The 12,347-nt window shown below is 64.8% G+C and carries 11 protein-coding genes; 5 read left to right on the top strand and 6 right to left on the bottom strand.

What is annotated here, in order from left to right; genetic code table 11:
• Positions 1-16: 16 nt before the first annotated feature.
• Positions 17-1,702, bottom strand: a complete 1,686-nt coding sequence (locus BM449_RS04440; protein ID WP_071800245.1) for a phospholipid carrier-dependent glycosyltransferase — start codon at positions 1,700-1,702, stop codon at positions 17-19.
• On the bottom strand, positions 1,699-3,789 hold the full coding sequence (locus BM449_RS04435; protein ID WP_071800244.1) for a glycosyltransferase family 39 protein: 2,091 nt from the start codon (positions 3,787-3,789) through the stop codon (positions 1,699-1,701). The genes BM449_RS04440 and BM449_RS04435 overlap by 4 nt, the downstream gene beginning before the upstream one ends.
• A gap of 163 nt (positions 3,790-3,952) precedes the next feature.
• On the opposite strand from BM449_RS04435, the gene BM449_RS04430 reads away from it, so the two are divergent.
• Entirely contained in the window at positions 3,953-5,608 is a 1,656-nt protein-coding gene (locus BM449_RS04430) for an iron uptake porin (protein WP_071801966.1), read from the top strand.
• 54 nt (positions 5,609-5,662) lie between these two features.
• Here BM449_RS04430 and BM449_RS15325 read toward each other — a convergent pair whose 3' ends face one another.
• Positions 5,663-6,079, bottom strand: a complete 417-nt coding sequence (locus BM449_RS15325; protein ID WP_233831395.1) for a hypothetical protein — start codon at positions 6,077-6,079, stop codon at positions 5,663-5,665.
• On the opposite strand from BM449_RS15325, the gene BM449_RS04425 reads away from it, so the two are divergent.
• Both BM449_RS04425 and BM449_RS04420 read left to right on the top strand, forming a co-directional pair.
• Entirely contained in the window at positions 6,005-7,609 is a 1,605-nt protein-coding gene (locus BM449_RS04425; RefSeq protein WP_233831244.1) for an iron uptake porin, read from the top strand. The two genes, BM449_RS15325 and BM449_RS04425, sit on opposite strands and share 75 nt — an antisense overlap.
• 131 nt (positions 7,610-7,740) lie before the next feature.
• Positions 7,741-8,406, top strand: coding sequence for a J domain-containing protein (locus BM449_RS04420; RefSeq protein WP_071800242.1), 666 nt, complete (start codon positions 7,741-7,743; stop codon positions 8,404-8,406).
• 19 nt (positions 8,407-8,425) lie between these two features.
• On the opposite strand, the gene BM449_RS04415 is transcribed toward BM449_RS04420, so the two are convergent.
• The gene (locus tag BM449_RS04415) at positions 8,426-8,653 is read right to left on the bottom strand and encodes an NAD(P)H-quinone oxidoreductase subunit O (protein ID WP_071800241.1); all 228 of its coding nucleotides are present in this window, start codon (positions 8,651-8,653) and stop codon (positions 8,426-8,428) included.
• Positions 8,654-8,709: 56 nt separating this feature from the next.
• Here BM449_RS04415 and BM449_RS04410 point away from each other — a divergent pair, with 56 nt between their 5' ends.
• The gene (locus tag BM449_RS04410) at positions 8,710-9,963 is read left to right on the top strand and encodes a cation:proton antiporter (RefSeq protein ID WP_233831069.1); all 1,254 of its coding nucleotides are present in this window, start codon (positions 8,710-8,712) and stop codon (positions 9,961-9,963) included.
• Between the two features lie 33 nt (positions 9,964-9,996).
• Positions 9,997-10,932: a TIGR01777 family oxidoreductase gene (locus BM449_RS04405; protein WP_071800240.1), complete on the top strand. Its 936-nt coding sequence runs from the start codon at positions 9,997-9,999 to the stop codon at positions 10,930-10,932.
• On the opposite strand, the gene BM449_RS04400 is transcribed toward BM449_RS04405, so the two are convergent.
• Together BM449_RS04400 and BM449_RS04395 are read right to left on the bottom strand one after the other, a co-directional pair.
• Complete coding sequence (locus tag BM449_RS04400) at positions 10,868-11,164, bottom strand: hypothetical protein (protein WP_071800239.1); 297 nt, start codon at positions 11,162-11,164, stop codon at positions 10,868-10,870. The two genes, BM449_RS04405 and BM449_RS04400, sit on opposite strands and share 65 nt — an antisense overlap.
• Positions 11,157-12,338, bottom strand: a complete 1,182-nt coding sequence (locus BM449_RS04395) for a lipid-A-disaccharide synthase-related protein (protein ID WP_071800238.1) — start codon at positions 12,336-12,338, stop codon at positions 11,157-11,159. The genes BM449_RS04400 and BM449_RS04395 overlap by 8 nt, the downstream gene beginning before the upstream one ends.
• Between the last annotated feature and the right edge of the window lie 9 nt (positions 12,339-12,347).

The raw sequence follows: 12,347 nt of genomic DNA, 5'->3' as shown, positions 1-12,347 counted from the left end.
CAAGAGCTTCAAATTCTCAGAAATCCGGGGCCTTGGTGGAACAGCGCCAACGTTGCCAGCTCTGATCGGCAACGGCCTCAAGTCGGCAAAGGGTGCCGTCGGTCAGCAGGGCGGCTGGCAAGCCGCTGGGCTCCTGACGGATCAGCAGGAAATCGGCGGGGATGGCCCCATCGGCTTGCTTCGGTAACGCTGCAATCGCCCTGCCGGCATACCAGCGCAGGCTTGGCCTTTGGCCGCTTTTCCCCTCCATGAAAATCTCCAAGGGTTGGGCGTCACCAGGCGCGGCCGCGCTTCTGGCCAGCTCTGCGGCCGGCAACACCGACCAGTGCTCATTCAACTCCCAGATCCAGAGCGGGCTGATAAACAGCAGCAGCAGCGACACACACCAGCCGGCGGCAAGCAGCATCAGCCCCTGCCGGCGGCGACAGCTGGAAGCCTGAACCAGCAGCAGGGCTCCGCCGGCCAGGCCCAGGCCTGCTGGAAAGGGCAGGAACCGATAGGCCCCGAGCCCGGGCAGAAGGCCTGGGGCGGCAGGGAGAATCAGCAGCGAAGTGGCCAGAAGGACCAGGCCCAGCAGGCCCCAGAACCAGGGCAGACGACGCAGAACCCCTGTGACCTTCCCAGAGAGAATCGAGGCGAGGACCGGTGCGCAGACCAGGCAGAACGGTGGCCAGAGCAGCAGGCTGTACCAGGGCAGCTGGGTTTGCAACGGCAACACCATCCAGGCGGTGGCCAGGCTCAACCCAAGGCTCCAGCGACCGGCCCGTTCGCGCCGCTGCCGCCAGGCCAGGGCCAGCCCGAAGGGCCAAAGCGGCAACCAGGGCCAGCCGCCCTCCAGCACCTCCAGCAAGGGCTCGATCGGCCCGCCGCTGTGGCTCTCCACAGAACTGGTGAGGCGCGAGAGTCCCTGGCCGCCCCACATCACCAGGGCCTGATCACCGCGCTGCAGCAGATGCCAACCGTGCCAGGCCAGGCCAGGGGCCAGGCCCAGCGCCAGGCCCAGGCCAAGCCAGGCCCAGTCGCGACCGCGAAGATCGCGGTCAAGCAGGCGCAGCAGCAAGCCGCTGGCCAGCACCGGCAGCACGACCGGCGCTTTGAGCAGCAGCAGGCCACTGGCGGCAAGTCCTGCGATGAACCCACCGGCGATCAGCCCAGCGGCTTTGGCTCGCCGCCGCTGGGCACGCAGCAGGCCCAACCAGAGCAGCACCATGGCCAGCAGTTGGACGCCATCGAGCATGGCCAGGCGACCGTGCCGGGCCAGGGGTAGCAGGGTCAGGGCGATCAGGGCGCTGCAGACGGCGGCGGTGCGCTCGCCTGGACGCAGGCGCAGCTGAAGCAGGCCGATCAGGGGCACCAGCAGGCTGGAGAGCAGCGCTGGTGCCAGCCGCACCAGCCATTCCGGTGGCAGCTCCTGGAGGCCATGGCCGCCCAGCTGCCGCCAGGCCTCGAAGCCCGCCGCCATCAGCCAGTGCAACCCAGGCGGCTTGTTCAGATAGGGCTCGCCCCAGTAGCTGGGCAGGAGGCGTTCTGGCCAGGGGCTCCAGCTGGTCTCCAGGGCCACCCTGGCCACGATCCCTTCGTCCCAGTCCCGCAGGGGCAGATCGCCGAGCCCGGCGGTGGCGAGCACCAGGGCCACCAGCCAGAGCAGCAGCAGAACAGGGCCGATCGGCAGCGTCGAGCGGGGCTCTAGTGGCTGGTTCATGGTTGCTTCGCGGCTGACTCCAGATTCCGGGTCACCTCTTCAATGGCGATCGGCAGCGAGCGGAAGCTTCCGCGCAGGCTCGCGGGTCTGCCGCTGAGGGCTCCGGAGAGATCGGCGAGGGCCTCAAGCACGGGCTGGCGCTGCTGCGTGGCTGCCCTGGCCGCCGCCTTGGCCGCCACGGCATGGGATCGCCAGGGATTCCAGCCGGCCAGCAGCACCACCGAGCGGTAGGCCGACGGCCAGGGGTTGGTGGGGTGGAGCCCCTCGAGGCGGCTGAACCAGCGGTCGGCCGTGACGGGGCGGTTCTGCAACACCGCCAGCAGGGCCAGGCTCCAGAGGGCTTCGTCGTCGTTGGGCTGGCTGCTGAGGCGGGCTTCAGCCCAGGCCTGAACCCGCTTCTGGTAGAGGAAGTGGCCATCGAGCTGGTGCTGGGGACCGATCGCGTCAAAAACTGCGGCAAGGCCGCTGGGCCCCGCTTCAAGGCCCTGGGCCAGGCGGATGAAGCTGGTGTCGAAGCGTTCCGGGGAGGGGGCCTGCGCTCGCCGCTGCCAGAGCTCCAGCTGCCGCCCCTCGCTCCATGGCCAGCTGGCGGCCAGGGCGAAGCGTGGATCGGAGCGCACCTGAGCGCCCAGCCTGCGTGAAGCCTTCCGCTTGGTGCCCTGGTCGCCCGTGGCGAGCAGCAGCCAGCTGGCCTGGCGGAGAATCAGCGCGTGCTCACGCCGCTGTTTGCCTGTTTCGCGGCCGACGATCCGTCCGCCGTTTCTCCTGCCGGCATGGGTGAAGGAGTGCTGGTTGAGATCTTTGCTGGTCGGAACCACCACAACGGTGACCGGGGCATCCTGAGCTTGGCGGCGAATGGCCGCGGTGATTGCGCCGATTGGGGCGCCTTCGTGGCTCTCGATCGCCTGGCTTTGGCCAACGGTGGTGCTCACGCCGGCGGCCAGCAGCCCGATTCCCAGCAGCCCGCCACCCAGCGGGGTGCCCCAGCGCCGCCTGGCCATGACGAACAGCTGCCACCAGCCGCCCGCCAGGAGCAACACCAGCAAGGGCAGCACGGGGGCCAGGTAGCGCGGGTCCTTGTTGGGGCTCAAGGTCGTGATCAGCCAGCCGCTGAGCGTGCAACCGATCAACCAGGCCCAGCCGCTGGGCAGGACCAGGCTTGTTTGCCCTGGGCTTTGCCTGGGGCTTTGTGGTGGCTGCCGCCAGCGCTGCAGAGCGGCCAGGCTGCCGCCCACGAGCCCGAGGCTGAGGCTGACCCAGCCCAGTTGCTGGGGCAGAAGACGCGGGTACCAGAGCAGGCTCGCCAGGCTGAAGGGATCGGGATCTCCCTCCGTGGTGGCCGCTTCCAGCACGGCCCGGTTGGTGCCGCCGATGGTGGTGATCCAGTTGTGGCGTAGCCAGGGCAGGCAGAGCCCCAGCACGGTGGCCAGGGCCACCAGCACCTGCAGCCGCCGCCCCCGTTGCCGCAAGCCCTGGAGAGCAGCCCAGAGGCACGGCGCCAGCAGCACCAACAGGGCGCTCTGTTTGACGAGCACGGCCGCCGCCACCGCCAGGGCCGCCGCGATCGCTTGACTCCAACGGCCACCTTCGGTATCGGGGGCTTGCCAGCGGCCGAGCAACCACAGGGCCAGCGTCGCCGTGGCCGCCAGCGGCAGATCCAGGGTGAAATCCACCCTCAACGCCGCCAGGGCGGGGCTGAGAGTGGTGAGGCTGGCGGCGAGCAAGCCGAATCCCGGGCCCAGCAACTGGCGTCCCCAGCAGCCCACCACCAGCAGCAACAACGCCTGCCAGAGCGCCAGTGCCCAGCTGGCCTGATCAGCGCTGTCGCCGGCGACGGCCATCACCGTGCCGTTGACCAGGCTGGCCAGCGGCGGAATTTTCGGGGAGAGATCCAGCAGGGCATCCCAGCCCTGCCAGCCTCCGGCAGGCAGCAGCCCCAGGGCGCGGCCATGGTCAACGGCGCTGTTGAGGTAATCGGCCTGGTCCCAGGCCGGCAGCCGCTGATCGAGCTGCAGCCAGAGCCTGTCGGCCAGGGTGCCCAGCACCCAGATCGTCGCCAGGGCCAGCCACCACCGCCGTTGTGGCATCGATCGGGAGGTCAGGGCATCCGACGCGTCAGTGCCGCCAGTTTGAACCTGCCGTGGCCTGCCAAGGACGTTGTGCGTTCTGTCACATCTCCCCTCGCCAAGCTGGCCCCCTTGAACGATGGTTGCCTTGTGCGCATTGCGCCAACTCGTGTGTGAGGACCTCATGAAACTTTTCCAGCAAATGCTGCTGGCGCCTGCAGCCCTTGGTCTGTTGGCACCAATGGCCGCTACGGCATCAGAGCTCAACATTGACGGCGTCAACCGCTACGCCGACTCCCAGGAGCAAGTCACCAGCATCACCCAGTTCAGTGATGTGCAGCCCACCGAGTGGGCCTACCAGGCTCTCTCCAACCTGGTGGAGCGCTACGGCTGCGTGGCTGGCTATCCCGATGGAACCTTCCGTGGCAAGCGCCCGCTGAGCCGCTGGGAAGCCGCTGCCCTGCTCAACGCCTGCCTGGACCGGATCACCGAGGTGACCGATGAACTCCGCCGGCTGATGAAGGAGTTTGAAACCGAACTGGCCGTGCTCAAGGGCCGGGTCGATGGCCTGGAGGCCAAAGTCGGCGAGCTGGAGGCCAATCAGTTCTCCACCACCACCAAGCTCAGCGGCCAAGCCACTTTCATTGTTGGCGCCAACTCCTATGGCGGTTCAGCCAGGGCTAGCATTGCTGAGTCCGTACTTTCAGGCGGCTCGGTACTTCCTGGTCAGAGATTCTCTGATGCTGCGGCTACCCAGCAGGGAGCTACAGCATTCAACTACGACCTGCGGCTTGACCTCGACACCAGCTTCACCGGTAAGGATCTGCTCCGCACTCGCCTTCGCGCCGGCAACTTCGGCTCCAGCCCTTGGGGTACTGGACCCGTCGGCCTGAACACCTTCGAAGTCGCCTTTGAAGAAGGCTCTGGTGCCAACAGCGTTGGCATTGACCGCCTCTTCTACCAGTTCCCCGTCGGCAAGAGTTTTACTGCCACCTTTGGTGCCAGAGTTCGTCAGGATGACATGCTTGCCGTATGGCCTAGCGTCTACCCGGCTGACACAGTTCTTGATGTCTTCACCTACGCCGGTGCTCCCGGTGCTTATTCCTTGGCTCTTGGCTCCGGTGCTGGCCTGTGGTGGCAGAGCGGTGGTTTTAGCATCAGTGCTAACTATGTAGCCGCTAATGGTAACAACGGCGGCCCTAACATCTTCTCGAATAACCCTGGCGGCATCGGTAACGAGTCCTCAGCTCAGACGGGTACTGCCCAAGTCGCTTGGAACAACGAGAACTTTGGCCTTGCTGCGACCTATACCTACACATCACCTCAGGGTGGTCTCGTTGGTCTGTACAGCGGTAACGGCACTCCGTTAGCCAATCTGGGCTTTGCTCTGTCTGACAGCGTGAATTCTGTTGGCATCAGCGCTTATTGGCAGCCTTCTAATTCCAGTTGGATTCCTTCGATCAGCACGGGTTGGGGTCTTAATTCCCACAACGCGAGTAGCAGCTCTGCCGGTGCTGTTGAAGACGTCATTGATGGCGCCGTGAGCCAGTCTTGGTATGTGGGTCTGCAGTGGACCGACGTCTTCATCAAGGGCAACGCCGCCGGCATGGCTGTCGGCCAGGCCACCTTCCTTACCAGCTGGGGTGATGACGACTTGATCGATCCCAACGACGGCAACTATGCCTGGGAGTGGTGGTATAAGTTCCAGGTTACCGACAATATCAGCGTGACACCTGCGATCTTCTACTTGAGTGCACCACTGGGTCAGCTCCAAAAGTCTGATAGCGACGAAACCTTCAACAACTTTGGCGGTCTCGTCAAGACCACCTTCAAGTTCTGATCTCAGCGATTCAATCTCTTGATCAGTGATCAACCTGGCTGACCCCTCACACAGTCAGCCATTCCTCCTTGCTTCTGCCGCGGCTTCTGTCGCGGCTTTTTTTTGGCCTTTTGAATCTCTCTTTGTGTGGGCACCCTTGTGCTGTTGCTTTGTTGGATGAGCCGGATTTGACTGTGCTGAAGCAGCAGGAGCAGCCGGCTTGTGCGTGTATCGCTGAGCACACCAAGTTGTGATCAGATGCGACAATTTTTTTGGCATATTCGATACACTTGCGCCAAGCTTCCTAACGGTCGCCCCCTCAATTGGTGTGAGGATCCAATGAAACTGTTCCAGAAATTCCTGCTGGCACCGGCTGCCCTTGGGCTGCTCAGTCCGCTGGCCGCGTCCGCTTCTGATTTGAATGTTGATGGCCTCAATCTTGAGGCCATCAACGCCTATGCCCGGCCTGGTTCCGCGAAAAGCCGGAATCAAGTCACCAGCATCACCCAGTTCTCCGATGTTCAGCCAACGGAATGGGCCTATCAGGCTCTCTCCAATCTGGTTGAGCGTTACGGCTGCGTGGCTGGCTATCCCGATGGCACCTTCCGCGGCAAGCGCCCGCTGAGCCGCTGGGAAGCCGCCGCCCTGCTCAACGCCTGCCTGGATCGGATCACCGAGGTGACCGATGAATTGCGCCGGCTGATGAAGGAGTTCGAGGTTGAACTCTCCGTGCTCAAGGGCCGGGTCGATGGCCTTGAGGCCAAAGTGGGTGAACTCGAAGCCAGTCAGTTCTCCACCACCACCGTGCTCAAAGGTGAAGCCACCTTCGTGCTTGGTGCGGTGAATGCCGGTGGAAATAGCTCATCCGGAGCCTTTGGCCCTGGCAATGATGCCGATAACTACAACCAGCAGTTCGGATCCACCAATTTCAGCTATGACGTTCGTCTCAATCTCGAGACGAGCTTCACCGGCAAGGATCTGCTGTTCACCCGTCTTCGTTCAGGCAACTTCGAAAACGCCTTTGCTGGCGATGGTGTGAACACTTCTGCTCTTGATCGAGCAAGCAGTGGGATCGGAGGGAATAACAGTGTCGGCGTTGACAGGCTCTACTATCGATTCCCAGTTGGCGATCAATTCACGTTTGTTGTTGGCCCCAGGGCTAGAAATACCGAATCCTTGGCTGTCACGCCTTCGGTTTATGGCAGCGGGATACTCGACTACTTCTCTGTTAACGGTGCTCCTGGCGTTTATAACAAAGCCACCGGTGCGCTGGTTGCTGCCATCTGGAGGCAGAATGTCGAGAAAGGTCGTGGTCGCTTCAGCTTCGCGGCGAACTACGTGGCGCAGCAAGGCAATGTTGGCCAGGTCTTTGACGGCAATCCCAATAACTGCTCAGGAAGCGAAGGTGGTATTGGTACCGATTGTGCTCGTGGCAGCATCACGGCCCAGCTGAACTACACTGCACCTCAGTGGAATGTTTCACTGGCCTATCGCTACGGCCAGCAAGGCACCAACTTCCGCCGTGGTACCAACTTCGTCTCCTCTAACAGTTGGTTCTTGGCCAACGGCGAGTCCAACAACTTTGCTGTCAACGCCTACTGGCAGCCCAAGAACCCTGGAATCATTCCTTCGATCAGCGTGGGCTGGGGCTTGAACTCTCTGTCCGATAACTCCATCAACAGCTCCGGCAATGAATTCGAAGATCCCTTTGTGACACAGTCGCAGAGCTGGTTCGCCGGCCTCAAGTGGAAGGATGTGTTTGCCAAGGGCAACGATGCCGGCATGGCTGTGGGCCAGGCCACCTTCGCCACCCAGTTGTCTCAGGGTTCCATTGATGGCCAGAACACCACACCCAACGACGGCAACTTCGTCTGGGAATGGTGGTACAAGTTCCAGGTCACCGATAACATCTCGGTGACTCCAGCGATCTTCTACCTCAGCCGTCCCCTCGGTCAGCTCACCAGTAGTAATGGCGATTTCAACGTTTTCGGCGGCCTGATTCAGACGAGGTTCAAATTCTGATCCGGTCCTGAACCCTTCAGGACCTTTTCCTCGCACACCACCTCCTTGGCCTCCCGGAAACGGGGGGCTTTTTGTTGGCAGCCGCAGACCTGGGGCAGAGGTGGAGATGATGGGAGAGACGGACGCATTCGATGGCATTGCCGCTCCCCACCGAGTTGTATGCCGTGCTCGGCATGCCCCCCTCAGCCAGTGCCGCTGAGCTCAAGGCGGCCTATCGAACCCTGGCCAAGCGGCACCATCCCGATGTGGGTGGCGATGCCAAGCGGATCCTCGCCCTCAACGCCGCCTGGGCCGTGCTGGGTGATCGGGAGAAGCGTCGCCGCTACGACGCCGAGCGCGGCAGGGTCGCTGGCCAGGGGGCGGCGGTGGTGCGGCCGGCTCGCGCCAGGGCCCGGCGTGACAGCGAGATCAGCGCCTGGCTGCGGCAGGTGTATGGGCCGATCGATCGTCTGCTGGCTCAGGTGATCAATCCGTTTCCAGCCCAGCTGCGCGCCCTCTCAGCCGATCCCTACGACGACGACCTGATGGCGACGTTCTGCGATTTTCTCGAGACCAGCCAGCAGAAACTCGAGAAGGTGGTGGCGCTCTATCGCTCCATGGCCTGCCCTGGCGTTGCCGCTGATGTGGGGCTCAGCCTTTATCACTGTTTCAGCCAAGTGCAGGATGCCCTGGCTGAATTTGAGCGCTACACGCTGGGTTACGTGGACAACTACCTCCACGACGGCAGAGAAATGCTGCGCGAAGCCAGGCAACTGCGTAGCCAGCTGCTGCAGGATCGCAAGCACTTAGAGGGGTGAGGTGGGGTGAAGCCTCAGCTCAGAATGGCTCAAGCTGGTCGGTGCGCAACCAGACATCGGGGATCGGCAGACTCCAGTGCAGCTGGGCGTAGTCACCCTTGAGGGCGAGCACCTCGCCGGGGCCTTCAAACAGATAGGCCGGTGGGGTGGGATCACTGGCGGACGCCTCCAGGCTGCCCGCATAGGCGCTCGCACTCACCTTCACCAGAGAGCCCTTCTTGAAAGCTGGTGCCGGTGTTTGGGCCATCTCAAAGACTTTGCGTCTCCATCAGGCTAGAACCCCCTCGACTCCGCTGCCTGCCTGTGACCACGAACCTGGCCGCCATGCTGGCCGTGTTCGGCGCCCTGCTGCTGGTCGCCGTACTGCTCGATACCTTCGCCTTCAAGGTACGCGTGCCCGGGATCTTGCTGGTGCTGGCGCTGGGCCTGCTCACCGACAACAACCTGGAGGCCATCCCCGGTGGAGCCAAGGCACTGCTCAGCCTGGCCAGGGCCGAAGAGGTGGCCCAGGTGGCCCTGGTGCTGGTGCTGTTCTTCGGTGGGCTCACCACCAACTGGGCCAGGGTCCTCAGCATCGTCAAGCCGGCCACCCGCCTGGCCACCGCCGGCTCCCTGATCACGGCTTTGCTGGTGATGGTGGCGGTGCTGGGCTTTCAGAGCCTGCCGGGCAGCCTGCTTCCCACCAGCCTGCCCCTGGCCCTGTTCGTAGGGGCCATGGTCTGCAGCACCGATGCGTCGGCCGTGATGGCGATGCTGCGGCCGCTCTCAGGCCACCTGCCACCCCGCTTGCTGGCCCTGATCGAGATGGAATCGGCTGTGAATGATCCGGTGGCCGTGGTGTTTGCGGGTCTGGCCCTGGCCCTGGCCAGCGCGGGCGGAGCGACCACGGCCCCGTCGGGGCTTGTGATCGACGTGGTACGCCAGTTCCTCCTCGGTGGCCTGTTGGGTTTCTTGGGCGGCAGCCTGGCCCAGCAGTTGCTGTCCACGCATCGGCGGCGGGTCAGCCCTTCGGTGCTGGCGGTGATGAGCCTGGCCGAGTTGATGCTGGTGGTGGGGGTCACCCAGTTGTTGGGCGGCAGTGGTCTGCTGGCGGCGTTCATCGTCGGGCTGGTGCTGGGAAACAGCCCGACGTGCGATCAGCCCGCCATGGAGGAGGCCCAGGCCGGCTTCGCCAAGATGGCCGAGCTGATGCTGTTTCTCTGCATGGGCCTGGTGGTGGATCCCCAGGAGGTGGTTCAGGCGTTGCCCTGGTCGTTGGCTTTGTTTCTGGTGATGTTGCTGGCGCGGAGCTTGATGGTGCAGGGGATGTTGCTGGGTTCGCCCTTTGGCCAGGCGGAGAAGACCTTTGTGGGCCTGGCCGGCCTGCGCGGGGCGGTGCCGATCGCCATGGCGATTCAGGCCGCCGCCAGCGATGTTTCCTGGGGGCGCCTGATGCCGTCCCTGGCCCTGGGGGTGGTGCTGATGGGTCTGCTCTTCCAGGGCTTTGCCCTGGTGCCCCTGGCCCGTCGCCTCGGCCTGACCACAACGTCAGCGGTGCTCCACGACCCCTACTCCTAGCCTGGGTTCCCACCAGCGATCGGAACCATCGGCATGCGGCTGCTTCTCCTGGGATGCACGGGCTTTGTTGGACGGGAGTTGGTCCCCTGGCTGCTGGAGCGTGGCCATGGCTGCACCGTGGTGAGCCGAGGCGCCAACAGCCTGGCTGGCCTGGATCATCCGCAGCTGCATCGGATTCAGGCCGATCCCTCCCAGACGGCCAGCTGGCAGCAAGCGCCGCTGGCTGAGGCCATCGCTGGCGCCGAAGGGGTGGTCAACCTGGCCGGTGAACCGATCGCCGAAAAGCGTTGGACCCCTGAGCACTGCCGCCTGCTGTTGGACAGCCGCGTGCAGACCACCCGCCTGCTGGTGGAGGCGATGGCCCTGCAGCAGCAGAAACCTGCGGTGCTCGTGAACGGCTCCGCGGTGGGTGTCTATGGCTCCAGCCCGGAGCAGCGCTTCGCTGAGACCAGCCCGGCAGCAGACGATTTCTTGGGTCGGCTCTGCAGCCAGTGGGAGGCGGCGGCGGCAGAAGCGGCGGCCTTCTCCCGGGTGGTGACCCTGCGCATCGGCATCGTGCTCGGGGCCGACGGCGGCGCCCTCGGCAAGATGTTGCCGGTGTTCCAGGCCGGTTTCGGTGGCCCGATCGGCACCGGGAGGCAATGGATGAGCTGGATCCAGCGCAGCGACCTCTGCCTGCTGATCGCCTCGGCGCTCGAGGATCCGGCTTTTGGCGGGGTCTACAACGCCGTGGCGCCCAACCCGGTTTCGATGAAAGAGTTCGCTGCCGCCCTCGGCAAGGCGCTGGGGCGGCCCAGCTTTCTGCCGGTGCCCGCCCCGGTGCTGCAGCTCATGCTCGGCGACGGCGCCCAGGTGGTTCTGGAGGGTCAGTACGTGCTGGCTGAGCGCCTGCAGCACCAAGGCTTCAACTTCCGTTATCCAGATCTTGCCGGCGCCCTCGCCGCTGCCACCACCCCAGCACCCCGCTGAGCACGGCAGCGGCCATCAGCAGGCCGATCGCCGGGGTGAACAGCGGTTCCCAGAGCTTCTGAAACAGGATCAGCGGCGCCTCCAGCTTCTGGCCATGCAGGCCCACGTGCAGGCCCACGGACACGGCGAACCAGAGGGCCCCGCCCATCACCACGAACACGTTCAGCACCAGCAGGCCGTCGATCCAGCCCTTCAATCGCTCCAGCCAGGGAAGGGAAGACGCTTCAGCCATCCAGCACCGCCAGGATCTCTGCAACCATTCTGGCTGAGCCGCCCGGACCTCCGATCCGCTCCAATCCATTGCTTCGGCAGCGTTCGGCCCACTCCGGGCCCTCGCCCAGGGCCTTGAGCTGGCTTGTGAGCAGCTCGGCGCAGCCCATCAGGCTCTGCTCCGAGCCCGGCTCGCCGTCTGTGCAGGCCAGCGAACTCCCCAGCAGCCGTCGCTGGGCCTCGGCGAAGGCAGGGGTGAACTGGGGGCCGCAGCCGGCCAGTTGTACCACCGGTTTGCCCAGCCCCACGGCCTGCTCAGCAGCGGTGCCGGTCATCGAGAGCAGCAGATTGGAGCGCTGCAGCACCGTTGGGAATTGCCCCCAGCGGAGTTGGAGCTCCAGGCTGCCGCGCCGCAGGGTCTGTCCCTCAAGCCGCCACCCCTGCCTGGCGGCCAGCTCCGCCACCTGCCCGGCCTGGAAATCCTTGACCAACGCCGCCGTCAGCCCGAGCCGTTCCGGTTTCTGGAGGGGTGGCGGCAGGCGGATGAGCACCTCCAGCATCAAGGCCAGATTGCGCTGGGCCTCCGGCAGGCGGCTGCCTGGCAGGAGGCCCAGATGCTGCCGCGACGCCGTGGGCGCGCTGGCCCCAGCCAAGGCGGGATCAAGAAAGGGATTGCCGAGGAACTGCACGCTGCGGCCCAGCTGGGCGCTGAGGTCGGCGGCGCTGAGGGCGTCGCGGCTGAACACGCGCCGGAAGCGTCGGCTTCTCAGGCAGGCGCCGCAGGGCCAGGGCAGCCGCAGCCGACCCTCGTAGTGGCTGGAGTAGGCCACCAGATAGGTGACAACAGACCTGCGGCTGCACCAGGCAAACAGGACTGGCAGCACATCACCGATCACCACCACCAGGTCCACCGAGCGGCTTCGCCGCAGGAACAGCCCCAGCCTCCGCAACAGGTAGGTGGCCTGGCCCTGGAACACCTCCGTCAGCCTGCCTCCCAGGCTGGTGTAACCCAGCCCGCCGGTGCTGAACTCCCGGGTCTGGCCGAGCACGCTCAGGCCCGCCTGCCGGTAGGCGGCGCCGTGCCCCACCAGTGGCACTGCGGCCACTGCAACACCCCGGGCCTGAAGCCGCTGGCCAATCAGGCTGCCGCTGAGATCCTCTCCATGGCCATTGCTGAGCAACAGAACGCGCGTCACGGCGTTTGG

Source organism: Synechococcus sp. SynAce01, assembly GCF_001885215.1.
Classification (GTDB): Bacteria; Cyanobacteriota; Cyanobacteriia; order PCC-6307; family Cyanobiaceae; genus Regnicoccus; species Regnicoccus frigidus.
This window is presented reverse-complemented; position numbering and strand designations above follow the sequence as displayed.